Origin of the sequence: Stenotrophomonas maltophilia group sp. msm4, assembly GCF_032025605.1 — a bacterium.
Lineage (GTDB): Bacteria > Pseudomonadota > Gammaproteobacteria > Xanthomonadales > Xanthomonadaceae > Stenotrophomonas > Stenotrophomonas sepilia.
In genome coordinates, this window is sequence record NZ_JAVSKK010000001.1 from 1,364,679 (window position 1) to 1,390,880 (window position 26,202).

A 26,202-nucleotide genomic window follows, 5' to 3' on the forward strand; every position below is an offset into this window, starting at 1 on the left:
ATAAGCGACACTATACCCAATTTGGCCAAATTGGAGATAAATACCCTTTTACCCAGGCAGCCCGGTGTCCGGGGCGTCGGTCTGCAGCAGGCTGTCGCGCTCGCGCAGCGGGAAGCGGATCCAGGCATCCAGGCCTTGCGGGGCAAAGCGCAGCTCGCCGCTTCCGGCCAGTTCATAGGGCACCCGCTGCTCGATCAGGACCCGGCCCAGGCCACGCTGGCGTGGCATCTCCCACCCCGCCACCTCGGCATGGCGCTCGCACCAGTGCAGGCCCAGCCACGGCTGCCCATCCTGCACCTGCAGGTGCCAGCAGACATCGATCCGGCCGTCCTCGTGGGCCAGCGCGCCATACCGCAACGCATTGGTGGTCAGCTCATGGATGGCCAGCGACAGTACTTCGGCCGCCTTCGGTGGCAACAGCACATCCTCACCCTGCAGGTGATAGGCGGCGGCCGGCGTCTGCGCCGCGATCTCCTCCTCGAGCATGCCGCGCAGGCAGACCCCTACATTGGCGCCACGGGTCAACAGGCTCTGCGTGCGCGCCAGTGACATCAGCCGCGCGCACAGGCGCTCGGCATACTCGTCCACGCTGCCGACCGATGCGCGGGTCCGCCAGGCAAGGGCATGGATGGTCGACATGATGTTGCGCACGCGATGCTGCAGTTCGGCCAGCAGCACCGATTGGCGCTCGGTGGCACGCTTGAGGTCGTCGATGTCCACGGCGATCGCGAACACGCCACTCACCCCGCCATCGGCATCACGCAGCGGTGCGGCGGCGACACGCGTCCAGCGCGCGCGCCCATCGTCATGGATGAACTGGAACTCCAGGCCTGGGACCATCGTCTCCCCCCGCAGGGCGCGGGCGATGGCGAAATCGTGGGGTTCGATGCGCGAGCCATCGGGATGCGTACCCTGCCACCGGTAGTGGTTGGGGCGATCCGTGGAGGGCACCTTGCCGGTGGGAAGATAGGTCCGCATCTGGTCGTTGGACAGTTGCAGGTTGCCGTCGGCATCGACAATGCAGACACCCACCGGCAGCACCTTGAAGGCCAGCGCCAACCGGCGGTCGCTCTCACGGCGCTTCTGTTCCTCACGTTCGCGGGCCGCCTGCGCAACGTGCGCGGCCGTCGTTTCGAACATGGTCACCAGCACGCCGTTGATGCACCCGTCCTCTCCGCTTATGGGGCTGTAGGTGATGGTGAACCAGACATCCTCCAAGCGCCCCCGCCGCGCCAGCGGATAGAGCTTGTCCTCATAGGTGATGGTCTCGCCCTGCCACACACGCTGATAGATCGGGCCGTTGATGTGCCAGACCTCGGGCCAGCACTCTCGCGTCGGCTGGCCCAGTCCGCCAGGATGCTTGTCAGCCAGGATCTCGGCATAGCCATCGTTGTAGAGCTGCACCAGCTGCTCGCCCCACAGCACGATCATCGGAAAGCCGTGCGCAAGCATCAGGTCGACGGTGGCGCGCAGGTGCGGCGGCCATTGCTCGATCGCACCCAGTGGCGTGCCTGACCAGTCGTGCCGGGCAATACGGGCGGCCATGCCGTCATGGCCCGCATGCGCCTGCAGCGACGGCGGCATGCCCGCCGGGCGCTCAACGGCCCGGAGGCCTTCGGTGTGGCGCGACATGCCGCGCAATCAGGCGATGCCCGCAGGGGCCTGCGGCGTCGCCACCAGTCCCGCCAGCTGCTGGACCAGGGCCTCGATGTGATAGGGCTTGGTGCAGCGTGGCGCATCCGCGAAGCGGCTGGGCAGGTTGTCATCGTAGCCAGAGGTCAGCATGAACGGCGTACCCGCTTCGGCCAACCGGTCGGCCAGCGGGTACACCTGTTCACCGCCCAGGTTGATGTCCAGCAGGGCCACATCGATGGGGTTGTCATCCAGCAGCCGGCCGAGTGCCTGCAGGTCCCCGGCCGGCCCCACCACCTGCGCGCCCTTCAACTCCAGGTAGTCCACCAGGAACATCGCGATGGCGAATTCATCTTCCGCCACCAGTACTCTCAACCCTTTCAGGCCTTCTGGTTTGTTGCCCGCTTCCAGCACGACCGGCGCTCCTCGATACACGCGGCCCACCTCCGCCGCAACGGTCGTAGGATGCGCGAACCGGGCTACAAGGGCGCGTGATGATCGATGAAGATCGCAACCGCGGCGCATTCACTCCGGCATTGCAGCTTCCATGCCGAGCTGCGCTCGGAACGTGACGAGGATGGACGTTTCCACGTGCACCGCGTGCTGCATGCCAGCGCCGAGCTGAGTGATGCGCAGTGGCAGCGGTTGCTGGAGGTGGTGGAGAAGACCCCGGTGACCCTGGTGATGCGCGAGGGTGCGTGGATCTACTGTAGAGCCAAGCCCATGCCCGGCTCTGCAAAAGGCTCAGCGCCGTGAATGCAGTACGGTGCGCTGGCGCATCGCGTTGAATTCCTGCTCTACCTGCTGGATATCCTCGGCCTGGAACCCGGCCGCGTCCAGCAGCTGGTCGGCGGCGGCGGCGGCCAGCGGATCATCCTCACGCTGGCGCCAGCAGCGCGCTGGCAGGAAGTAACCCACTTCGCTGCGCCCGCGCATGATCACCACCGGCCGGCCCGCATACAGCAGGAACTCCGCCAGGTGCTGGCGCAGCCCCTCCACCGAGACATAGGCCGGGCCGATGCCCAGTGATCGGCTGGACGGTTCGGAACTTTCGAACAGCTTGCGACGGCTCATCCACTCCTCCTTATGTGCAGCGCGTGGTCTCCTTTCCCTAGACGGGCGCATCGCTGCACCCCCGCCACGCACTACGTGATCCACATCACGCCGTCACTCAGAACCCGGTATTGAACTCCAGCTGGAACACGTCGATCGACAGTGGAGCACCGGACACTTCCTTGGCCGCCATCCACTTGCCGCTGATCCAGCTGCGCGCGTCCAGCGCGTAGGCGCCGCCCACGTAGTAGCCGCGGGCATTGGTGCCTCCGAGGTGGAAGTTCGGGTCGTTGTAGGCGTCCGGCAGCGCATCGGCCTCGATGCGCTTGTAGCCCAGCAGCGCCTGCCACTGGCCCTTCTCCTTCAGGTCGGTGGCACCGAAGGTGGCCTGCACCATCCAGGCGGTGTCGCCGCTGCGGAAGGTGTCGATGCTGGCGGTACCACCGGCGCCGTAGTTGTTGACGATGCCGTTGTTGGCGCGGCTGAACATCGCCTGCTTGTCGTAGGCCAGGTTGCGGATGTAGTCGCCGTCCAGGCGCAGGCCGATGCCCTGGGCCAGCTGCGTATCCCAGCGCAGGTTCAGCGTGGCCAGGCGGAATGCCGAGGCCAGGCCGACGTACTGCGGGGTGGGCGTGTTGGCTGGATCCAGCGGGTTGCGTGCGATGTCGCGGATCAGCATCAGGGTGTTGCCCTTCTGCATGAAGGCCGGGCGCGACCAGTCGGTGTCGCAGCCGACCGCGCCTGCGTACAGCGCGCACGGCGAGGACAGGCGGCCGCTGATGTTCTTGAAGTCGTAGTAACCCAGCGCCGCGCGCAGCGCGTTGTCATCGTTGAAACGCCAGTTCACGCCGACCTGCGCACCGGACAGCCACTTGTTCTCGTTCGGAGTCTTGACCCGGCTCTGGCTCGGCGAGCTGTCGGAGGTGTACTCCAGCGGCACCACCGCGAGGTTGCCGAACAGATCGAGGTCGCCGTCATCGAAGTCATACTTCAGGTTCGCAGCCAGGCCATCGAAGTTGATGTCGTTGGAGAACAGCGTGTCGCTGGTCCAGAACGGATTGCCGAAGCGGCCACCGCGCACCGTCACCCAGTCCGCCGGGCTGTAGGCCAGCCAAGCCTGGTCCAGCCACACGTCCTTCTTGCTCAGGCCGCCACCCAGCTGCTCGGTGGTCGACACCGGGCCATTGCTGCTGCCGCTGGCCAGGCGCACGCCGGCCGTGGTGTGCTGGCCGATGGTTGCCTCGATACCCAGGCGCGCACGGATGCGCCACAGGTTACGGCGGTCCTGGCGGGTGTTCAGCAGCGGCGGCAGCTGCAGGTTGGTGTTGGTGTTGGTGTCGAAGCCGTTGCCGGAATTGATCGACGACCAGTTGCTGACGATGTCGCTGTTGCGTTCGGAGAAGAAGCGCGACTCGCTGCGCACGCGCATGTCACCGGTGACCTTGATGCGCTTGGTCCACTCAGCCACTTCGTTCGGCGCCGCCCAGCCCTCGGACCTGGCCTGCGTCATCACCTCCTGGCGCACCTCGTCACGAATGCCGTCGCGCACGCTCTGCGGTACGTAAGGCACGCGCACGTCACCGGGCTCCAGGGCCACGCCACCACTGGCGGCCGGTGTCCCGGCGGCCGCGGTGTGCTGCAACGCCGCTGCTTCGGCCTGCGCCTGCACCAGCAATGCCTGGCCGTCTTCGGGCTTCAGCGCACCACTGGCGATCAAGCCCTTGATCAGCTTGACCATGGTGGTTTCGGCGGCCATCGCACCGGCCGGGGCGGCCAGGCTGAGCAGCACGGCGCAGCACAGCAGCGCCCGTCGGGCCGGCCGCGGGCGGCGGGAATCGGTTCGTGCGCGGACGTGGTCGTTCATCACGGTTCTCATCGAATGAAGGGAAATCACGGAGTTCGAGGAATCAGGCCCCGGGCCGGCGGCCCTGGATCAGGACGTGGGCGGGGAAATCAAGCGACGGCGGCGGTGCCTGGTCGACCTTGCCGATGCGACGCAGTGCATCGAGCACGGCCGCGTCGGCCTCCTCGTTGCCACTGCCACGCACCAGCTCGACCTTTTCCAGGCGACCATCGCTGGCCAGCCACACATTCACCTGCAACTGGAACGCCAGGCGCTTGACCTTGTCGTCGCGCGAGATCGCCTGCTGCATCAGGTAGCCGAGGTAGCGCCCATAGGTGGCATTGCCGGCACCGCCACGACCGACACCGGACGAACCGCCACCACTACCGGACTGGATGCCGAAGTTGTCGCCACCGGCCTGCGCGTCGGCATTCATCGTCACCGGATCGCTGTTGTCCGGGGTCGGCGTCGGCTCTTCGGCCGGCGTCGGCTGATCCAGCGGCTCCGGTTCGGGCATCGCCTCTTCCGGCGGCGTTTCCGGTTCCGGCGGTTTCTCCGGCGGCGGCGGGGGTGGCGGAGGCGGTGGCGGCAACGCCAGCATCGGCGGCTGCACCACCGGCCGGCGGGTGCTTGCGGTGTCCTTGAACAACAGCCACCACAGCGCGACGCCAAGCACCAGCAACGCGGCCAGCACCAGCGCGACGGTCACCAGCAACGGGCGGCCACGCATGCCGGGCTCCTGCCGAGGGGGTTGATGGGCGGTCATGCCTCAGCCCTGCGCCTTGCCGGTGACCAGGCCGACCTGGGCCAGCTCCAGGCGCCGCAGCAGGTCCAGCACCTCGACCACGCGGGCATACTGCACCTGTGCGTCGCCGCGCACGATCACCGGGAAATCCGGCGTGGTCGCGCGTTCGGTACGCAGGCGATCTTCCAGCTCGGCCATCGTCACCGGGTAGGCATCCAGGAACACCTGGCCGCTGGGGTCGATGGTGATCGCCTTGGTCTTCGGCTTCTCCAGCGCGACGCTGTTGCTCGCCTTCGGCAGGTTGACCTCGATGCCGGGGATGGAGGCGTTGCTGGTCAGGATGAAGATCACCAGCACCACCAGCAGCACGTCGACGAAGGGCGTCACGTTGATGCCCTTCTCGCGCTTCTTGATGCCGAACTTCGCCTTCTGGCCCATGGCGCGCCCCTCAGCCCTGCACCGCGGCCGGGCCGCGCCCGTCCTGCTCTTCGGCCAGGCGTGCGGCGAACTCGTCGATGAACACTGCCATGTCCGCACCGATCGCTTCGGCACGCGCGCCCAGGTAGTTGTAGCCGAACAGTGCCGGGATCGCGACGCCAAGGCCGGCCGCCGTACACAGCAACGCTGCGGCCATGCCGGGTGCCACCGAGTTGATGTCGACCGCGCCGGCCATCGCCGCCACCACGAACACCAGCATGATGCCGATCACGGTGCCGAACAGGCCCACATACGGGGCTCCCTCGATGGTGGTCGACAACCAGTTCATGCGTCGTGCCATTGCCTCCTGCTCACGCACCATCACCGCATCCATCGACGCGCGGATCGCCGCGATGGTGGCGCCACTGAGGTAGCCACTGTTGCCGTCGCGCTGATGGCGCTGCTGCATTTCGTCGATGGCCACCTGGTAGATGCGCCACAGCGAACCGTCGTGCATCGCGGTGGGTGCCTTGCCCTGGCGGTCCATGTCGGACAGGGTGCGCAGCGGTACGCCGGACAGCTTGCCGAAGCTCTCGGTGAACACCGCATTGGCCTTGCTGGTACGGCCGAAGTGGCGGCTCTTGGCGATCATGATCGCCCACGACAGCAGCATCATCAGGCCGAGGATCGCGACCACCACCCAGGCGTCGAACGGCATCGCCTTGAGGATGAAGGCGAAGTGGCTCTGGCCGGCGGACTGCTCGTCGGCGCCGTAGCTGATCAGCCGCGAATCGGCACCCTGTGCGGTGGCATCGGCCAGCAGCAGCGCGGCCGGCCGTGCCACGCGCGAGATGCGCAGTTCATCCAGCGCACCTTCGAAGTTGGCCAGTGGCTGCACCGCGCCCGGCGCATCGGCACCCACCACCGGAGCCGTGCCCAGCGCCGGCAGCGCACCGCTCAGCTGGGCAACGACGCGCCCGTTGAGGTACAGCTGCAACGCGCCCTTCTCTGCCGTCAGTGCAACGTGTGCCCACTGTCCTTCCGGAACCGGCTGCGCGGGCGTGCTGCGCTGGCCATTGAGCTGCACGAACGGCACGCGGTTCTCGATGCCCAGCACCAGTTCGGACGCGCCATCTCGGCGGGCGTAGATGGCCTGCGCAGCGGTGTTGCTGCCGGGCTTGATCCAGGCCGAGACGGTCAGCGGTGCACCCGCTTCCTGTGCCAGCGAGGCGCTGGCCGGCAGCGGCAGCGGCGCGGTGCCCAGCTGAACGCCGCGACCGATCACCGAGCCTTCCGCCGGCGGTGCCACGGCACCGGCGTTGTTGCCGTAGGCGGTGGTATCACGCGCCGGGGCGTTGGCCTCGGCAAAGTGGTAGACCAGCGTATAGTCCGGATCGAACACCTGCTGGCCGTTGCCGCTGGCCGGGGCCTTTTCATTGCCGTAGTACATCCAGATCGTCTGCGGCGCGGCGGCACTGAACGCAGGCACGTCCACCCAGACCAGGGCCAGGCCCATCTTGGGATCGAACTGTTCGATCTGGTGGGCCAGCACGGTACGGCCATCACCCGAGACGAAGCGCAGGTCGTTGCCCGCATCCTGGGTGCCGTCGAAGCCGAAGTTGCCGGTATGCAGGCGCAGCAGCAGCGGCGTGCGGCCCGGGTCACCGGCCAGGCCCGCGCCCTGCGGTCCGGCGTCGATGGTGATCGGCTTGCGGTACTTCCATTCGGCCTGCCACCAATTGGCATCGGCCGCAGCCGTCGGCAGCGCAATCAGCGCGGCCAGCAGCAACAACACTCGGGAAAGCAAACGGTCCATGCGAAGGGTCTCCGGAGAACGCATGTTCAAGGGAAGGGTCAGTAACTGGTGCTGATGTTGAAATGCAGGCGCGGATCGTCCTTGCGCGTGACCGGGCCATCGGCATACGGCCAGGCGTAGTCCAGGCGCAGTTGCAGGTGTTCACCCAGGCGCAGCTGCGCGCCCAGGCCGACCGAGGCCAGGTTGTACTTGTCGCGCTGTTCGGGCAGCGGCTGGCGCAGGCGCAGGTAGGCTGCGTCGGCAAAGCTGTAGACACGCAGGTCGGCGCCGCGCCACAGTGACCACGCAGGCGTGCGCCATTCAAGGCTGGCCAGGCCGCCGTAGTCGCCGATCGCCTCGGCCGACAGGTAGCCGCGCACGGTGTACATGCCACCTGCGGCGAACTGCTCGGCCGACACCAGTGGCGCATCGGTTACCTGCAGCGAGCCGCGCGCATACCATTGCCAGTCGCTGCCGAAGGTATGCGTGTTGGCCACGTCGGCCTTGAACGCCACGAAACTCGGGTCGGCCCAGTAGCGCTTCTGCCCGAACGCAGTGGCGTCGCTGCCGTAACCGAACAGGCGGCGGGTACCGGCCACCAGCTGGGTGTTGATGCTCAGCTGATCGTGCTCGCCCTGGCGCACGCCGACGAAGGCCAGCGTGATCGGCGCGTACTTCAGCGGCGTCTTCAGGCTGTCCTTGCCCATCTGCGTGTCCTCCTCGGTGTCCTTGAAATCCACGCCGAGGCTGAGCTGGCGCCACCACTGGCTGCTGCCCGGCAGGCGGTAGTTGAGCTTGAGGCCGATCGAATGGCCGTTGCCGATCACATTGGTGCCGGTGCCGGTGCCGACCTGCCCACCTGCATCCAACACGCGGCTGTCGGATCTGTAGCCGGAGGCTTCCAGGCTCCACGGCGTGCCTTCGAACGGCATTGTGTACGAGGCCGAGAACACCTTGGCCTGCTTCGTATCTTCCGGCGCCAGATACACGCCAAGGTTGGCGCTGTGCCCACGCTTCCACAGGTTGTCGTAGGCCAGCGATGCACTCAGGCGCAGCTTCTCGGTGTCGGCGCCATGGTCGTTGTTGAGTGACGCACTGGCACGCCACGGCGACTTCTCCTCGACCTGAAGGTCCACATCCATCGTGCCCGGCACCTGGCCTTCGCGCACCAGCGGCATCACCTGGCGACGCCCGCCTTCGTTCAGTGCGGTCAGTTCCTTCTGGGCCTGGTCAAAGTCCGGAACCTTGCCTTCCGCCAATGCCGGCACGCGTTCACGAATGCGTTCGGGCGATTCGTGGCGGGTACCGACGACGCGGAGCTGGCCGATCGGCGTCTGCTGCACCTTCAGCAGCACCACGCCACCGCTGACCTGCTGCTCGGGCAACTCGACGTAGACCGACTGGTAGCCGGCCTGCTGGTAGAGCGCGTGGACCGCATCGCGCGCCTTCTCGACATCGGCCAGGGTCTTGCCCGGGCCGAGGAACGGTTCCACCGCACGTTCAATCTCCCGCGGATCGAGCACTGTGTTGCCGCGCACGATGTATTCGTTGATGTTCACGCTGGGCGCGGGTGCTGCCTCCTGCGCGAGCAGCGGCAGCGGCAGCGCTGCCAGCGCCAGCATCAACGGATGCAGGCGCAGCGGAAGGCGAACGGCTCGGCACGGAACAGGATTCATCGAAGGCATCGCGTCGTATCGAAGGGAGGGGCCAGGGAGCGGCGCGTGGATCTACCAACAGGACGTGTACATCGCGTCAAAGCCGCCAACAGTTTTGTGACAGCGCCGTCATCTTTTGACAGCGCCGCAACGCACGCAGGCGGGCCCTGCCTTGGCCACCCGTCTTCATTGCAGAACATCGATTGCTGCGGGAGATTCGAGATGCGTGAATCGTTGATGCCGGGCCTGCGCGCTGCGCTCGCCCTCGCCCTGCTGCTGGCGCTGCCATCGGGTCGCGCCGACGAGGTGAAGAAGCAGGAAGGAGCTACGCCCTGCATCGAAGTGCAGGTCAACGGCGAGCGGATTCCGGCCTGGGACTGCCTGCAACGCAAGCTGGCTCCTGCGACAAGGCCGGCGAAGTCGCCAGCGCTCCCCGAAGCCGAACGCCTGATGCGGCAGCCCGGCAACCAGCTGATGCAGTACAACCTGGAAGGCACGCGGCAGCGCATGGGCGATGCGTTCGGTCGCTCGGTGGTGCCGCAGCGACCTGCGCGCTGAGCCTGCGCCTCTGTAGCGCCGAGCCCATGCTCGGCTGTCTTTGTATCCGTCGGCGAGGCCAAGCTGAAACAGCCGAGCGCAGGCTCGGCTCTACAGGGCAGCCGGCACGATGCCATCGCTCGGCACCGGTGGCAGCGTGGGCACCGCCAGGCTGCGCGGCTGCCCTGCCTGGTTCAGCTCCACCGTGTTGGCACTGATGCTGGCCAGCACCGTGCAGGGCCCGAGCCGTTGGCCGGGCGCATACGCTTCCGCCGGGCGTCCATCCACCGAGAGCAGGGCCAATGGCGCATGGTCACCGGCCATCACGCCCAGCACCACCACCTCGGTCTGCACTGCGCCGGGGGACAACAGGCGCACCAGCGGCAGGCTGGCCACTGCATCGAACATCGGCCGCACCGCCGCCTCGGTCTTCGCCTCGCTGGCCACAGCCGCCGGCGCTACCGCAGACAGAGTGACGCCCCAGTAGGCCACCACGGCCAGCAGCAACGTTGCCGCCAGCAGGGTCAGTATGCGATTGCGATCCCAGCGCCTGCCATCCATGTTCCGCACCATCGCCACGTTCGTCCCTGCCCACGCTAGCAGCTGCAGCTGACGCTTTTGTTTCATCATGCGGGCCTATGCTGGGAGGCATCGGCCAGCACAGGAGGCAACGTCGATGCAGCGCATGCCGCGTGGTTTCACCCTGCTGGAACTGATGGTGGTGCTGGTGATCATCGGTATCTGCACGGCGGGCATCGGGCTGGGCCTGGGCAGCCTGCTCGACCCGGGCCGGCAGCTGCGACAGGAGGCCGAACGGTTGGCACAGCGCCTGCAGGTGGCACGCGATGAGGCGCGCATCGATGGCCGTCCGTGGCGCTGGCAGGCCGACGCCGCCGGCTACCGCTTCAGCCGCCGCGAAGGCACCCGTTGGGTGGATGTGCAGCGCGACGACCAGCTGCGACCACAGCCATGGCAGCCGGCGGGCATCGCGGTGCAGCCGAGCACGCCGATTGAACTGAGCCCCGAATGGATTGGCGTGGCGTGGGAGGTGACGCTGTCGTTGCAGGGCCGCCAGCTGCGTCTTCGTGATGATGGCAGCGGACAGTTGCAGGTCATGCAGTGAAGCGGAACAGGCACGGGTTCACCCTGATCGAAGTGCTGATCGCATTGGCGATCGTTTCAATCGCACTGGCGGCGGTGATGCGTTCGGTGGCGGTGGCCACCGACGATCAGTCGCGCCTGCGCGATCGTCGGCTGGCACTGATGTGCGCGCAGGACCGCTGGCAGGAGCTGCGCCTGGCCGCGCAGCCGTTCAAGGATGCACGGCAGCGCTGCGTGCAGGGGCGCAGCACGTTTCTGGTGCTGCAACATGTCGGCACGGGGAGTGACGGACAGCCGCAACTGGAACTCAGCGTGGTGGCCGAAGATGCACCGCGGCAGTCGCTGGCGCGGGTGCAGCTACCGTGGACGGCAGCGCCATGAGGCACGCCGCACGTGGCTTCACTCTGATCGAGGTGATGATCGCGATCACCATCATGGGTGTGCTGGCGCTGATCTGCTGGCGTGCGCTGGACAGCGTGGCCAGCAGCGACCAGCGCCTGCGCCGGGCCGACGCCGAAAGCACGACGGCGATGCGCATCCTGCAGCAGTTCCAGCGCGATATCGAAATGCGCGCGGACGACGCGCTGATGAATGGTGCAGTGCGTCCGGCCGATCAACCGCAGCGGCTGCTGCCTCCGTCCCTGGTAAGCGAACGGCACCCGGACGGCAGCTTTGCGCTGGAGATCACCCGCAGTGTCGGCAGTGATGGACTACGCTGGCAGCGGGTGCGCTGGTGGCGGCAGGGCACTACGCTGTGGCGGGCCAGTGGCGCGGCGACGGATCGATACCCCCTGCCCGCGCCTGAGCCGTCGAAAGCCATTGCGGTGGCCAGGGATGTGCAGCGGTTCGAGGTACGCGCCTGGCAGCCGGGCGCGGGGTGGGCGCTGTTGCCGAGCGAAGGCGTAGTGCTGCCGGCCACCGGGCTGGAACTGCGGTTGGGCCTGCGCGATGGGCGCGGGCCGTTGAGTTACCGGCGGGTGCTGGAGCTTTAGGATTCGTTCGTGTCACCGCATCCACGCATGGCGTGGATCTACTGCCGAGCGGCTTCTACTGCCCGGCCTGCCCTGGTGGGTGCCGACCGTTGGTCGGCACTGATGCTGGCCCAACCATCCACGCATGGCGTGGATCTACTGCCGAGCGGCTTCTACTGCCCGGCCTGCTTTGGTGGGTGCCGACCTTGGTCGGCACTGATGCTGGCCCAGCCATCCACGCATGGCGTGGATCTACTGCCGAGTGGCTTCTACTGCCCGGCCTGCTTTGGTGGGTGCCGACCTTGGTCGGCACTGATGCTGGCCCAGCCATCCACGCATGGCGTGGATCTACTGCCGAGCGGCTTCTACTGCCCGGCCTGCCCTGGTGGGTGCCGACCGTTGGTCGGCACTGATGCTGGCCCAGCCATCCACGCATGGCGTGGACCTACTGCCGAGCCTGCCGCCGGGTGCTTTCCTGCGCCCGGCGGCGCCGTGTCGGTGGTCCTCACCGCCGATGGCCGCTCCCTGCCCTCCGTGCCGTCCTGGCTGGGGCCGCCACCGTTCCCTGGCGGCTGGCCCGATGCTGTCCGTTCTTCCTGGTCAGTCCCATCCACGCATGGCGTGGATCTACTGCCGGCCGCGATCGTGCCGACCAGGGTCGGCACCTAGCGGCGCTGCGTGCCGTCGTCGCGGCTGGCCTGCGGGAACTGGAATGCGCTGTCGGCGTCGTAGCCGCTGTTGGCGGTAGTGCCACGCGCCGGCGGCGCTACGCTGCTGGTGCCGCTGCCGAAGCCCAGGATCTGCACGCTGATCACCGACGGCTGGTTGCGCCGTGCGTCGTCCTGGCTCTTGCGCATCACGTCCTGTGCCGCCTGGCTGGCGCTGTTGGCTGCCGCACTGGCCGCGGCCAGCGCATTGACGTTGACCGATGCCAGCACCGGCAGGCCCTTGCTCTCGCCCTGTACCTGGATGTTGGCCGCGTTGAGCACCTGCAGCGCGGCCAGGTTGATGTTGCCGGAGACGCGGATACCGGCCTCGCCCGCATCGATGGTGCCCAGCGGTGCGATCAGGTCGACGTCGCCCGGCGGCACTTCGGCGATGGGGTTCAAGGTCGCGATGCCAGCACCGCTGGCCGGGGCCTGCGGCGACAGGATCACATTGCCCCAACCGTCATAGACGCGGCGCGGTGGCGTGTACAGCAACGTCGTGCGCGAACCACGACCAGCATTGATGTCACCCTGCTCCGACCACGCCAGGATGTCGCCGCCGAACGTGGTCATCACCCGCGACAGGCCCAGCAGCACGCTGTCCTGGCTGAACAGCCGGATATCGCCCTGCCCTTGGGTCACCAGTCCGGCACTGGCCGGGGGCACCACGCCCTGCACACCGATCACGATCTGCCCACCCGGCGCCATCAGCTCGATGTTGCCACCCGCTTCGGTGCGCACGCCGGAGCCACCGTACATCACGATATCGCCGGTACGGTCGATCGTCGCGCCGGTCGCAGCCTTGTCTGGCATCAGCGTGGCGATGGCCTCGCGCCCACGCAGGTAGGAGCCGAAGCGGGGCCCTTCTGCATCGGTATATTCCCGTCCACCTTCGCGCAGCTCGGCGTAATAGACCTGGCGCAGGAAGATGTGCTGCTGTTCCTGCGGCAGCGCATCGAAGGCAGCCAGCGCCCCGTCGCCGTCGGCGGCCACGCCGAAGCGCTGCTGCAGCCACTGCTTCAGTTCTTGGTCGTAGACCTTGACTGCCTTGCCCGGCTGCGACGCAAGCGATTGCGCGGGATCGGCAAGGTTGACGGGGTCCAGATAGCGGGCACGCAGGGCCGCGTAATCGATCTGCTGGTTGCCGGCCGTCAGCGCGATGCTGGCGCCGGGACGGGTGTCGCCCTGCACGATGCCACCGAGGCTGACGATGCTGCCCGCATCCTCCTGGCGCAGCTGGCGGCCGGCACTGATCTCGGTGTTGCCGGGGCCGGCGATGGTCGCGTTCAGATGCACGATGTCGCGGCCCGCCGCCGCCACCGTGATGTCGGTGGGCGCGGTGTTCAACGCGGTCATCGACACCCCGAGGATGTCCCGGCCTGCCCGCAGTTGCACGGCGCCGGCGGCCTCGAACCAGTTCAGCTGCGTGCGCTGCCCCACGTTGGGATTCAGCGTGCGCCGGGCGCCGGTGGCCAGACCGATGATGTCGCCCTGCATCGCGTAGAAGCGGCTCGGCGCCAGGGCCGGAGACACGGTGGACAGCGGAGTATTCGGACCGAACGCAAACAGCGGAAGCGACGCGTCCGGCGATGCAATGTTGCCGTCGACCGACAGGTTGTGCCGCGAGCGGGTCACATTGCCGCCGGAATCCCCCTGCTGGGCCAGGAACGCGGGGTCGAAGGGTCCCGGCAGGCGCGCATCCGCGCCCGAGCGCGCGATCTGGGTCGCGCCACGTTGGGCGAAGATGCTGCCACCGGCCAGGACGTCCAGCCGTCCTGTTGCCGAGGGTGCCAGCAGGATCACATCCTGCGTCCCCGGCGTGGCGCTGATCCGGTCCAGCTTGATGTCGCCCTGCGCAGCAATGGCGCTGAAGCGCGAAGGATAGAGCCAGTAATTCAGCAGATCATCACTGCCACGCACAACAAGCTGGACCTGCTCGCGCCACAGATTGCTACCGGTCACGTTATCCGGCCCGGCGAGGCCTGGCGCGAGGTCACCACCGGCACTGAACAGATCCACGGCCGTGCTGGCGGTCCACAGGGAAAACCACGTGCTGCCTGCAGCGCGCGCGCCATCATCCTGCAGCACCGCGCTGTAGTTCGCCAGCGGCACCCGGCCTGCATCGGCGACCCCGCCGAGCACCACATCACCCCGTGCCTGCAGCTGCGCGACCGCATCGCCCAGCACCAGCACCGGTCCGCCCATCGCGCGGGCGGCGTCGGGCGCAAACAGGTCTGCGGCGCGCTGCTGACGCAGCGTCGCGTAGTTTTCCAGGGTGACGCCCATTGCACCGATGCGCCCGGCATCGAGCTGCAGGCTGCCACGCAGATTGCTGAAGGTACCGTTGAGGTCGAGATTCTGTCCCGCCCTGGAGGGATTGAGGCTGGAGATCGTCGCCTGCAGATTCGGATTCAGTGCGCCACCGATGCGCAACCGCAGGTCGCCGCCACCGGTCAGGTGCAGCTGGCCATTGCTGACGCGGCCGGTCGATCCCACCGCCGCGATGATCGCGCCCGAGCGCGGTGCGCTCAGCGAGCCCAGCGCGTCGCCCATCGGATCGCGGACGCCGGCATTGCGCCCGGCCTCAAGCGTCAGGTCGCCGCCACCCAAGGTGCCGAAGCCGGTGAAGCCGACCATCCGCGGAGAGGCGCCAGCGGCAGCGGACACGTTGGTGTAGGTGCCAAAGTTCACCCACCAGCTGGTCGGCACCGGCTCCACGCCGGTGGTGCTGCCGGTTCCCTGCCGCCACAGCCAATTGCCGACCGCGGCACTGGAGTACAGCGCCCAGTCGCGCTCGCTGGTGCCCGACTCCGCGCGCGCGGTCCAGGCGTCGCCGACGATATCGCGCCCGGCTTCGACCCGCAGGTTGCCACCATGATCGGGATACCAGGCCTGGTAGCCTGCGATCGCTGCGTCATAGCTGCCCGGCACCAGGTTCGGCCCCAGCAGTGCGGTGTTGTTCCAGGGAGCCGCTGCACGGGGCGAACTGAAGGCAGCGTCGTGGCCCCCACCCAGCGCGGTGGGAGTGCCGGCGGTGTAGACACCGAAGCCTGACTTCATCACGACGTCACCGGCAGCGAGCAGTTCCATGTCACCCTTGCCGGTGCGCAGTACGCTCCACGCCGGCGTGCCCGCGCGCTTGCCGTAGGTGGTCACTTCGGTCTGCGTGCCGCCGCCGGCGCAGTAGCTGGGCGCGGTACTGCAGAACTCGTCTTCGGTCATGCCGAACATCGCGGCGAAGTCCTTCGCAGGGGTGCCCACGTAGGACTCGTCACCCCAGTAATCCAGCGAGCCCTGCGCGGCCACCTGGCGGGGTGCCGGGCCGCAGTAGTCGGCCGACATCGCGCAGAACTCATCTTCGGTGAAGCCGAACATGTCGGCCAGCTCCGCGATCGGACGGCCCGCATAGGACGTGTCGCCGATCCAGTCCAGCGATGCCCGCTCGGTCAACGCACGATCACCCACCCAGATGATCTCGGTCTTGACCGTGCCGATCGAGCCCTGGTGGGTATCGGCCAGCACCACGCTGCCTTCGCTGCCCCGGCGCCGGCTGCGTGGATCGGCCGCCCCAGCATCGGCACCGGCAACCACGGTCAAGTCCCAGGAGCTGGTGCCCTCGGCCAGCATCGGCGCCAGCGCCCAGTTGCGCCCCTGGTTGCCGTTGGCATCGACCGGCCGCAGATTCACTGGCGCGTCGCCGGGCAGTTCCACCTTGGTCAACGAAGGAATGTACGCGCCCACCTTGAGCGCGACTTCCCGTGCCAGGCGCAGCGCAACCGGCAGCACCGCGCCGGCGGGCCACTCCTGTGCCGCCACCTGTACCGCACTGCGCAGGCGGAAGCCGGCTCCCAGCCGCGCACCTGCCGCCAGCACCAGCGGCTCCTGCAGCACGGTGCCCGCCGCCAGCGTCTGCCCGGAGTCGGTGGTCACCGCCGCACCCAGTACGGTGCCCGCTGGCAGGCGCAGGGTCTGCGAGATCACCATCGGCGCGGGCAGCACGGTACCAACCGGAAGCGTTACCGATTCGACCGGCACGTCGTAGTTCAGGCGGGTGCCGGCCTGGAACTCGGTGCCGGGCTGCAGCTTCACTCCGTCCACCGGCACCACCAGGCCGCTGCCGAAGGGGGTGTGCCCGGCGCTGCCATTGCGACCCTCATACAGCTGCCAGCCCCCCTCATCCGGCGTGGACGGCGGCGGTGCGAAGCCATCGTTGATGCTGCCGTAGACGTTGATGTTGCCTTCGGCCCGCAGCACCAGCGAGGCCGATTCGCCGAAGCCACGCCGCGATGGATCGGCGCGGTTGGCTTCGGGCCCGTAGCGGTAGCCGGACAGATCGATGTCGCCGGCAATGGTCAGGTCGCCGTCCGGGTTGGCGTCGCTGCGCCGTGCCACCACCTGCACGCCGGGACGAAGGCGGACGTCACCCAGCGCGCGCGTGCGCTGCTGCAGGTCCGGGTTGCCCAGCGCACCATCGATCCACGCCACGCTGTGCGGATCGACCACCTGGTCCAGCCACTGCTGGGTGACCAGCTGCGCGCGGTTGCCGCGCACATCAGCGGTGCTGACCAGGGGCGCATCGTCGTAACGGCGGACGCCATTGAGCTGGATGTCGGCCGCGCCATCGATGCGCAGGCCATTGGCCGCGGCAATCGCCGCGTCGTTGCTGCCCACCCGCGGCACATCGATCTTCAGCGAGCCCCGCGCCATGCCGTCGTTCTGTCCAGGGCCGTCGCCGACGGCAACGTCGCTGCCGGCACGCAGGTCCAGGTGCGCCGCGCTGCCCAGACCCACGGCGCCTTCGGCGCTGCCCAGGGCGATCGTGGCCCGGTTCGGACTGTCGATGATCTTGCCATGGCTGTCCACGCGCAGGCCGGTACCGTGCGCGTCCAGCGTGCCATCCACCTGCAGCTGGTCGCGGGCGTACAGGCGGATGCTGCCGACCTGCTCGCCGCTGGCATCGATGCGGCCGGCCACGGTCAGGCTGCCCGCGTCGACACTGATGTCGACCCGGCGCGCCTTCACTTCGTCGCCGATCCTCAGATCGCCTTCACCAATCTGGAAGCTGCGGCCGCCGACGACACCGCCGGCGGTCAATCGCTGGTTGAGGCCGGCGAAGTCCTGCAGCTGGCGTGCCCGCACCACAAGTTCACCACCGTCGTAGGGCACCAGCGTGCCGCCGGCATCGTAGCGGCCACTGGCGGCACCCTGCAGAACACCGGCCAGATCGGCTTGGCCGGCCATTGCGGTGACCGTCATGCGCCCGGCGCGGTTGTTGCGGGCAGAAACATCGATGCGGGAGGCCGCATCGGCGCGGATGTCACCCGTGTCGGTGGACAGCACGACATCGCCGCCCCAGCTGAACTTGTCCACGTCGTACAGCGGGACCTTGCGCCCGGCCAGATCCAGCGCCGCCCGGCTACCAAGCGCGATGCCCTCACGCGCGTTCGCAGACAGCCGTCCTGACGCCAGCGCGATCGTGCTGTCCAGCGCGATCCGGTTGGCGTCGATGCTCAGCTCACTGCCCAGTGCATCGCCACCCGCCTTGCCGGTACCCCCGTGCAGGCGGAACTCGCCGCCGGAGCGCACGCGCAGCTGCGCGGCGGGATCGGCGGTCAACAGCGGTGTATCGATACCCAGGCTGCCTCCGCTGTACTGCCAGCCCTTGTCGGCCAGATAGTCGCCGCGCTGCTGGAACACGTCCAGCGTGCCCTGCGCGGAGAACGACAGCTGCTCCGAAGCCCTCAGGTTCAGCGCACTGAATCCGAGCACCTGCCGGTTCGCAGGTACTTCAGAGCTGGGACGGCTGAATGGCGCCCGCCCGAGCTGCAGCTGGCGGGTGACGATGTCCAGCTGCCCGGCGCCGAGCCGGTCCACCATCGGATCGGCCGGCGGCACCGACGCGTCGCTGCCCGCCGCCTGGCTCGCCGCCAATGCGCCGTCCCAGACCAGCGTGTCCACCAGGATGCGCGCACGGTCGGTCGCCGCGCCGTAGCCGCGGATGGCCTGCGCACCCAGCACAAGCGTCTGCAGGCCACTGCGGCCGGTGGCACTGTCGCGCGCGTCCAGGTCGACGCTGCCGAACACGTTGACAGACTCCCGCGCGACCAGGCTCAGCGTGTCCAGCGCCGGCGCGCCGGTGGCGCCATCGCCGCGCAGCAGTTGCTGCAGCACGGACTGGTTCATGGTCATGCCACTGGGCAGCGCCCCTGCCGCTGCGGCCTGTGCGATCGCTTCGGCACTGCCGAGGTTCAGCGCCGCCATGCTCAGGCCGAGCTGACGGGTGCCATAGCTGACCGAGTCGCGCATCTGCAGCGTGCCATCGGTCGCTACCGCGATGCTGCCATCGGAAACCAGCCGGGCCTGGCCGTCGCACGCCGCCTGGCACCCCCCGATGTCGATCGCCACCGGACCGGCCTCCACGCCCGTGGTGCCGGTGATCAGGTTCAGGCGCTGGTTGGACACTGCAAGCAGACCGCCGGAGACCTGGTAAGGCAGCGTCGCGCTGGCACCCGCGTTGGCGGTCGCGAACGGCAGTGAATCGAGGGTCGCACCGGCCTCGACCAGTACGCCGCTGCCACCGGAGGCCGCTGCCACCAGCACTTCCGGTGCGTTCAAGGTGACGCCGGAACGGATCGCCACACTGCGCGCCTGGCCGGTCACCGCCACCTGCGAGGCCTCCTGGCTGAACTGCCCGCCGATGATCATCCGCGCCGGCAGGAAGGCATTGAGCGCGTCGTCGCTGAAGGTGGCACCGCGATCACGCGCCTGCGATTGCGCGCTACCGTCAACGATCTCCAGTGAACCGACCGCCGGGCTCGCCAACGTGGCTGCCAGCGTGCCGCCGCGCCCCTTGTCGGTGGCGGCGCCGAACCGCGCGGTGCCGGCGAAGCGGATGGCAGGCGTGTCTGCACGACCTGCACCTTCGCCCAGCGCAAGGGTCAACCCGAGCGCATCGATGGTCTGCCAGCCACGCGACTCGCCGCGGCGGTCGGCCACCGACTGCGCGAAGCTGTTGTAGGAGGTTTCGTTGTAGCCCGAGTGCCGGCGTACCACTGCGGCGGGCGTCAGCAGGATGTCGGTGAGCAACGGCGAGAATGCCGCGCCCAGCGCCGTGCGCTGCTGCCCGGACACACGCCAGGTGCCGGTGCCGGTCGCAATCGGTTGCACGATGCCGGAGGTGCCGGTAGCGCCCAGCTCCACCCGGAATGCACCGGGCTGCAGCGCATAGCTTGCCGGCATCAGCGTGTAGGTGCCGGCCGCCAGGCCGGGCACGCCAGCCGGCACGGTGATCTGCTGGCCCACCGCCGGAGCTGAGAATCCTTCTTCGCCGCTGGGGGCGAACGCCTCGGCGCGTCCCGGTACGATCGCGTACACCGGGTTGCCCGACGCACTGAACGCGTAGCGCGGATTGGCGTCGGCCAACGCCGTGCGCAGCACGTCGACGGAGCCGCCGCGCCCGGACACGAAGGCGGCACCGGTCAACTCACCACCGCCGGACATGTCCAGCAGTGCCCCCGGCGCCACCTCGATCGCGTTGGCCTTCAGGGTCACCCCCATCGAGGAGATGCCGGCCGGCGTCAGCGAGCTCAGGCTGCGCGTGCCTACCCGCCAGTCGACACCGTCGACGGTGCCACCATAGGGCAGCGACAGGCCGGCACCGCTGGTGGAGGTAACGCTGCCTGGCAGCAGTTCCACCCGGCTGCCGATGGTTCCGTTCTGGATCAGGCCGCCCAGCTGCAGCGTGCCCATCGGCGCCTGCACGTTGCCGCCCTGCTGCACCGTGGCAGCCACCAGGCGAAGCGTGCCCAGCGCCGATTCCGGCGCCGGCTGCGTGGCCGCACCTGTGCCGTGGATTCGCAGAACGGCAGCTGGATCGGCCCAGTAATCAGCGGTCTGCACGGTCTGCGCCGAAGCGCCGGCCACCAGCGTGCCGACCGCGCCTGCGGTGGGGTACAGGCGGGCGGCGGTCACGTCCATCGAACCGGCCGTCATCAACGCGCTGGTGTTGCCAGTGCTGGCAATGCCGTTGGTCAGGCGCACGTCACTGCGGCTTTCCAGCGCCACGTGGTCGAACCCGGGCAGCCAGGTGACGTCGCGGATGTCGATCAGCGCGGCCTGCACCGCCAGCGCGTGATCGTCCGGCCCGGCCGAAGCGACCGCCACGGTACCCTGCAGGTTCTCGCCCGCCAGCTGGCCCCAGCGCGCCTGCGCCAGGCGGACGTAGGGCGCACTCAGCCGCAACGCCGACGACGGCCCGGCATCCACGGCCATGCCCAGGCTCGAAGTGCCCTGGCCATGGATGCGCAGGCTCTGGGCCAGGCGCAGGTCGACATCGCCAACGGCGCGGATGTCACCGAACACGGACAGGTTGTCGAAGCCGCCCGCCTGCAGCTGCTCGACCGACAACGCGGCGTGGCCGTACTCCAATGCGTCCGGCAGTGGCTGCATCGGTGCGCTGTGCTGGCTGAGGGTGATCGCACGTGCCCGCAGTACCTCCTCGCTGGCGCCACGCGCATGGATGCTGCCGCCGAAGGCCAGCCCAAGCGTGCCGCCGCGTGCGCCGGCACCACCGGCGGCCGCGTCCATCCCGCCCTCCAGATACAGCGCATTGGCCGAGCGCAGCACGATCTGCCCGCCGTCGCTGTCCACGCGTACACGGCCCTGACCGTCGATATCCAGCTCGGCCGACGTACCCCGTGCCTGCAGGCGCGCACCGCGTTCGACCACCACGAAGGCTTCCGGTGGTCGGTTGTCGACGAATGCTGTGGTTTCCCAGTCCAGCGCCCCGCCGATCTCGATGCGTCCACCCGCGGGCACCTGCCCGCGCAGGCGGCCGCTGGCATCGGGCAGCGAGATCGCGTCCGCATCGGCATCCAGCAGCGCGCCTTCGGCGAAACGCCAGCTGCGTTCGGTGCGCTGCCCGGCGTACAGCGCATTCTGCGGACGCACATCGTCGATCACGATGCGACCGCCCTTCGCACGCAGTGTGCCTTCAACATCGATGTTGCCTGCACCCAGCAGCGAGATCGTCTGCCCTGGATCGACCGCCACCAGTGCATCCTTGCCGACCCGCAGGTCACCGCCCACGCCGTTGCGGTCCGAACGCAGGCTGATGCTCGCACCGGCGCGCTGGTTGACGCGCCCGCTCGACGGATCGGCGCTGTACAGCGGCGCATCCCATGCCGCCAGTGCGGACGCCCGATCGGTTGCCGTCTGCGCGTCCTGGGTCATGCGCAGGCCTGGCAGGGCAGCGACCAGCCGCGCGCCGTCGGCCACCTCCACGCCTTGGTGGCCGTTGATGTCGTACTGTGCGAAGCCACTGCCGAACAGGCCGGGGTCCAGTCGCAGCGACGCGCCCGCCAGGTCCGCATCGCCCACCCGAACGTGGCCACCTGTTCCCAGCGAGAAGGCACCACTGCCCTGTCCTCGGCCACTGAACCGGCTCCCCTCGCCCAGTTGCACCCGGCCACTGCCGTCGGTCGTAACCGTGCTGCTGTTGGCCTGCAGGCTGACGCTGCCCCCTTTGCCGATGCGGCCTTCACCGCGCAGGTCCAGCGCGGCGCCGGCCTCGACGTCCACCGTTGCCTCGGCGCCCACGATCACGTCATGACTGTTGCTCAGGCTCAGGCGGCCGCCATCCGTCCAGGCACCGCTGGCGTCGAGCGGCATCGCCAGTGACGCGTTGCTCCATTCACCGGAGAGATCGATCCGCGTGCCGTCGGCAATGGCGGTGCGGGCGCGGCCATCGTGCAGCAGCGCCGTCGGCCGGCCCTGGACATCCAGCAGGTTGCCCGCCGACAGCTGGCCACCGGCAATGCCGATGTCGCCTGCCAGTTCCACCTCGCTGCCGGTCAGGTTGAGCTGTCCGCCTGCCTGAAGCCGAAGGCTGCCATCGACGCGGATGCGATCGGCGGTCGCCAGGTCGATCCGTCCCCACTGCTGGGCACTCGCCGCTGCGATATCCAGCCACACGGTGTCACGCCGGTCCTCGTCGACCGGAGCCAGCAGCGACCACGCCGCCTTCGCCGGAGCCTTGTCATCAAGGCGCACATCCGAGCCGAACACACCGCTGCGGCCCTGGCCGTCGTAGCGCCCCAGGTACAGCTGCGCATTGCGCGCCACCGCCGTCTGCGCCTGCGCATAGCCATCCAGTGCGGCCTCCGGCCTGCGGTTCTGCTGCGCGCCCTGGAAGGTGGCCGTCTCAACCTTCCCATCCAGCACCGCGGTCGGTGCGGAGACGATCAGCCGTCCTGCATCGCGGCCGACCGTGTACCCGTTGTCGACACGCTGCGCCGCGAATACGATCGGATCACGGAAGGTCTGGGTGATGCCCCAGCGTTCCTGCTTCACTTCATGGCCGCTGTACAGGCCATCGAACAGCATCTCCGCCGGCGCCTCATCAAGGCGGTAGACCTGGCCGTCGACGCCGCGCACCCAGCTCTGCCGGACCACGCCGCTCTGCACATCCAGGCTGCCGCCGGCAAGGTTGATGCGTGAGCCACCGTTCGTGATCACTTCCCTGCCGCCCAGCAGGACGGTGCCTCCTTGCGCGGCCCATTCGCCGATCGAGTGCCCCTGGTTGTCGAGGTAGCCCCCCACTTCCAGCAGGCCGCCAGCAGCGTACCAGCGCTCCCCCTCGTAGCCCCCGGTTCCGGCCGGAACGTGGACCAGCCTGCGGCGGTCGACCCAGACTTCACTGCTGGTCAGCTTTCCGCTGTCGCGGTTGTCCAGGGCGTCGCGCAGTTCGTTGCCCTGCACCTTGACCTGGACATTGTTGCTCTCCATTGACACCTGCACGCCCACTGCGCCGGACACGTCCACGCGCGCGGCGTCGTCCACGTAGCTGCGGGCCGCCGCATCGGCGATGATCTGGCCGCCCGTGGCGACCGTCAGCGAATCCCTGCTGAAATGGATGTTGCCACCCGAGACGATCTCCACCCGCGACTGGTCCCGGCGATCATTGTGCTGGGACAGATTGTCGAAGGTGGCCGAGCGCGCGCCAGCGCGGACCGCGTCCTGCTCTGCCGACTCCTTGATGAGGCTGTCGCGCTGCGTATCCAGCGCCGTGGCCTTGCCGTCGTCCTCGATCAGCACCGCCGTGGTGGCTCCATCGGCGAGCGTGACGCTGCTGCCGGCATCGCTGGCCGAGGCCAGAAGATGCACGGTGCCGCGCTGTGCGAGCGTGGTGCTGGCCACGGCCACACCGGCCTGCTCGACGCTGCGCCCGGCGAGGGTCACGTCACCCTCGAGCGCGCGCAGCAGGCCGGTGTTGCGCACGCCACCAGCCGTGCTGCCAGCGATGAAGCGCGGCGCGATCTCATTGCCCCGGGTGGTGGAGCTGGTGTTGGTGGCCGTACCCACGCCACGCCGGATCACGAAACTGTCACCCGCAGCGAGCTGCACCTGGCCCTTGCGCGCCTCGATATGGCCAGCATTCTCCACGCTGTGCCCGGCCAGCAGTACGTAGCCACCGCCGCGCGTCGCACTGGTCGGCTCATGGGTCGCGATGCGGGCGCCCTGCTCCACCGTCACCTTGCCGAATGCATCGCTGAGCGCGCTGCTGCTGGCGTCGGGGCTGTACAGGCCATTGTCGCGGAACTGCGCATCGCTGATCCGTGCTGCAGCCGCCAGCAGATTGCGTACATTGACCTGGCTGTTGTTGCCGAACACCACGCCGTTGCGGTTGGCCACGAACACCGTGCCATTGGCCTTCAGCTGGCCCAGGATCTGGCTGGGCCGCGCCTGCGGATCGTTGACGCGGTTCAGTACTGCCCAGTCAGGGCTCTGCAGGAAGTTCAGCGTAGTGTTGCCGCCGATGTTGAAGGTCTCCCAGTTCAGGATCGCCTTGTCCGCGGTCTGCTCGACCGTGACCTGCACCCGCCCGTCGCTGCCCTGCGACTGGATCGCCTCGCGCGCATTGAGCCAGCCGCGGGTCAGCGGGTTCTGGTCGACGCTCAGGCCGTCCTTGCCGAGGCCATCGGCAACAATGAAGCCAGCCTCGCGGCGCGCCTGCCGCGCCTGTTCCTGCAGGCGCTGTTGCAGGGCGATCGCCTGCGCCGCCGTGCCAAGATTGTCGATCGACTGCTGCAGCTTCTGCCGTGCTGCATCCTGCTGCTGGGCCGGCAACTGGAACTGGATCGGCACGCCGTTGGGCATGCGGCCACTCTGTGCCGCGCTGCCCTGGGCCGCGCCCCGTTCGGCGAACCAGCCCGGACTGAACGCCTGCTGCGCCTGGCTGGCCGGGGCCACCATGCTCCCCAGTGCGACTGCGATGGCCCACGCCATCGGATGATTGCGGCGCATCGACGCGGCTGGACGAACAACGGACGGGAGCGGGTGCGACATCGGAACCTCATCAACCTGGTGGGCCGCGGCTGCGGCGACGATCGGGGAGGCACGCGCAACGCATGCCCTGCCACTGATAGACGGTTCACGTGACACGAAGCCGACAGTGAAACACTGCGGCGGCGGCACCATCACGGAAATGGCGACGCCGGCCCAGAGGCCGGCGTCGCGTCAAGCAGGATTCAACCGGTACTGCGGATTACAGCGGACGACCGATGCCGGCACAGGTGCTGGGGTTGTTCAGGCCGGCCGTGCTGCTGGCCAGCACGAAGCGGTTGCGGATCGCATCGCGCCACGCTTTGGTCAGCGGGATGAAGCCGTGGTCGGTGATCGACTTCTCATACGCAACGGTGTAGGTCGCCGGATAGTGGCGGGCCAGGAAGCCGCGCAGGCTGGTGGCGACGCTCGAATCCTTGTAGCACTGGCCGATCACCAGGTTGGTGTAGCCGGCGATCGGATAGCCAGCCGACGGGTTGCCGAACACCGGCACCCAGTTGGCGGGGTTCTCAGCATCGGTGCCGGTCGGCGGAGCAACGGTGTCCAGGGTGGCCTGCACGCTCACCTGGTCCGGCGAGAAACCCTTGACCTTGGCGACCTTGGTCGCATCGGTCAGGCTCGGGATCACGTCCGGGCCGACGTAGCCGATACGGCCTTCAGCTGCGTAGACCGTGTTGTACAGCGAGGTGCCACCGGTGGCCGGGGCGGCCACCAGGAACGCCGGCAGGTTGCCGTTGGCATCGCGCTTGTACAGGTCGGCGAAGGTCGACTTGATGGCGAACTTGCCGCCCACCAGCTTCGAGGTTTCAGCGTTCTCGGCGGCACAGGCCGCGGTCAGGAAGCGGCTGAACATTTCGCTGGTACCGCTGCTTTCCGGACGGTACACCACCTGGATCGGGCCACTGCGGTTGGCATCGATGGTCGACCAGTCGCTGATCGCGCCCGAGAACACGCCGCAGATCTGCGCCACGCTCAGGTCCACCGCCGAACCGGCCTTGTTGAACGGAATGGTGACCGAGGTGGCCACGGACGGCACCTGGATCAGCGCGCCGTAGCGGTTGGCGTTGGTCGCCTGGTTGAAGTTGGTGGTGTAGTTGCTCAGCTCAGTGCTGCTCAGCACCGAATCGCTGCCGGCGAAATGCACGGTGCCGGTGGTCGAGAACAGCGCCGAGTTGTTTTCCAGGAAGGCCTTCTTGCCGGTGCCCGAACCGGTCACGGCGTAGGTGAAGTTCGCCGGCAGGATGCTGTCGGCCGAACCCTTGTAGAGGTCGGCCGGCAGCGAGGCACCGCCGCCGGTAACGGTCTGCGCCGAGGCGGCGCCCACGGTAGCGAGCAGCGCGGTGGCAACCAGCGCGGCCAGGGTCTTGTACTTGGTCATGATCTTCTCCTGAAGGGTTTACTGCG

15 protein-coding genes and 1 pseudogene are annotated in these 26,202 nt (G+C 68.3%); 5 read left to right on the forward strand and 11 right to left on the reverse strand.

All coding sequences use genetic code 11. The annotated features are described in order from the left end of the window. Window positions 1-48: 48 nt before the first annotated feature. Window positions 49-1,632, reverse strand: coding sequence for a PAS domain-containing protein (locus ROV93_RS06525; RefSeq protein ID WP_072168827.1), 1,584 nt, complete (start codon window positions 1,630-1,632; stop codon window positions 49-51). Window positions 1,633-1,641: 9 nt separating this feature from the next. Then, window positions 1,642-2,046, reverse strand: coding sequence for a response regulator (locus ROV93_RS06530; RefSeq protein ID WP_005416747.1), 405 nt, complete (start codon window positions 2,044-2,046; stop codon window positions 1,642-1,644). Between the two features lie 129 nt (window positions 2,047-2,175). On the opposite strand from ROV93_RS06530, the pseudogene ROV93_RS06535 reads away from it, so the two are divergent. Continuing rightward, a pseudogene (locus ROV93_RS06535) lies at window positions 2,176-2,388 on the forward strand (OsmC family peroxiredoxin); the annotation flags it as partial. Here the strand turns inward: ROV93_RS06535 and ROV93_RS06540 are convergent. The 6 genes from ROV93_RS06540 to ROV93_RS06565 form a co-directional block, all read right to left on the reverse strand. Then, window positions 2,377-2,706 (reverse strand): hypothetical protein, encoded by a 330-nt coding sequence (locus ROV93_RS06540; protein ID WP_065196391.1) that lies wholly within the window; start codon window positions 2,704-2,706, stop codon window positions 2,377-2,379. The pseudogene ROV93_RS06535 and the gene ROV93_RS06540 overlap by 12 nt on opposite strands. 97 nt (window positions 2,707-2,803) lie before the next feature. Beyond that, the gene (locus tag ROV93_RS06545) at window positions 2,804-4,549 is read right to left on the reverse strand and encodes a putative porin (RefSeq protein WP_072168828.1); all 1,746 of its coding nucleotides are present in this window, start codon (window positions 4,547-4,549) and stop codon (window positions 2,804-2,806) included. Between the two features lie 43 nt (window positions 4,550-4,592). Beyond that, on the reverse strand, window positions 4,593-5,258 hold the full coding sequence (locus tag ROV93_RS06550) for a cell envelope integrity protein TolA (RefSeq protein ID WP_072168829.1): 666 nt from the start codon (window positions 5,256-5,258) through the stop codon (window positions 4,593-4,595). A 39-nt stretch (window positions 5,259-5,297) separates the two neighbouring features. Next, entirely contained in the window at window positions 5,298-5,711 is a 414-nt protein-coding gene (locus tag ROV93_RS06555) for a biopolymer transporter ExbD (protein ID WP_005409874.1), read from the reverse strand. Between the two features lie 10 nt (window positions 5,712-5,721). Next, window positions 5,722-7,506: a MotA/TolQ/ExbB proton channel family protein gene (locus ROV93_RS06560; protein ID WP_072168830.1), complete on the reverse strand. Its 1,785-nt coding sequence runs from the start codon at window positions 7,504-7,506 to the stop codon at window positions 5,722-5,724. Between the two features lie 38 nt (window positions 7,507-7,544). Continuing rightward, entirely contained in the window at window positions 7,545-9,161 is a 1,617-nt protein-coding gene (locus ROV93_RS06565; RefSeq protein ID WP_180890784.1) for a ShlB/FhaC/HecB family hemolysin secretion/activation protein, read from the reverse strand. Window positions 9,162-9,362: 201 nt separating this feature from the next. Here ROV93_RS06565 and ROV93_RS06570 point away from each other — a divergent pair, with 201 nt between their 5' ends. Continuing rightward, window positions 9,363-9,698, forward strand: coding sequence for a hypothetical protein (locus ROV93_RS06570; RefSeq protein WP_072168832.1), 336 nt, complete (start codon window positions 9,363-9,365; stop codon window positions 9,696-9,698). Window positions 9,699-9,788: 90 nt separating this feature from the next. On the opposite strand, the gene ROV93_RS06575 is transcribed toward ROV93_RS06570, so the two are convergent. Beyond that, window positions 9,789-10,250 (reverse strand): general secretion pathway protein, encoded by a 462-nt coding sequence (locus ROV93_RS06575; RefSeq protein ID WP_176698796.1) that lies wholly within the window; start codon window positions 10,248-10,250, stop codon window positions 9,789-9,791. A gap of 103 nt (window positions 10,251-10,353) precedes the next feature. Between ROV93_RS06575 and gspH the strand changes: the two genes are divergently transcribed. Genes gspH through ROV93_RS06590 form a run of 3 tightly spaced genes read left to right on the forward strand, consistent with a single transcriptional unit; the run spans window position 10,354 to window position 11,770 of the window. Next, window positions 10,354-10,800: a type II secretion system minor pseudopilin GspH gene (gene gspH / locus ROV93_RS06580; RefSeq protein WP_072168833.1), complete on the forward strand. Its 447-nt coding sequence runs from the start codon at window positions 10,354-10,356 to the stop codon at window positions 10,798-10,800. Beyond that, window positions 10,797-11,159: a type II secretion system minor pseudopilin GspI gene (gene gspI, locus ROV93_RS06585; RefSeq protein ID WP_312538909.1), complete on the forward strand. Its 363-nt coding sequence runs from the start codon at window positions 10,797-10,799 to the stop codon at window positions 11,157-11,159. The genes gspH and gspI overlap by 4 nt, the downstream gene beginning before the upstream one ends. Further along, on the forward strand, window positions 11,156-11,770 hold the full coding sequence (locus tag ROV93_RS06590) for a prepilin-type N-terminal cleavage/methylation domain-containing protein (protein WP_072168835.1): 615 nt from the start codon (window positions 11,156-11,158) through the stop codon (window positions 11,768-11,770). The genes gspI and ROV93_RS06590 overlap by 4 nt, the downstream gene beginning before the upstream one ends. Before the next feature lie 644 nt (window positions 11,771-12,414). Here the strand turns inward: ROV93_RS06590 and ROV93_RS06595 are convergent. Both ROV93_RS06595 and ROV93_RS06600 read right to left on the reverse strand, forming a co-directional pair. Beyond that, the gene (locus ROV93_RS06595) at window positions 12,415-24,801 is read right to left on the reverse strand and encodes a filamentous haemagglutinin family protein (protein ID WP_072168836.1); all 12,387 of its coding nucleotides are present in this window, start codon (window positions 24,799-24,801) and stop codon (window positions 12,415-12,417) included. 199 nt (window positions 24,802-25,000) lie between these two features. Next, a complete protein-coding gene (locus tag ROV93_RS06600) occupies window positions 25,001-26,176 on the reverse strand; it encodes a substrate-binding domain-containing protein (protein ID WP_072168837.1) in 1,176 nt (391 codons plus the stop codon). Window positions 26,177-26,202 lie beyond the last annotated feature (26 nt).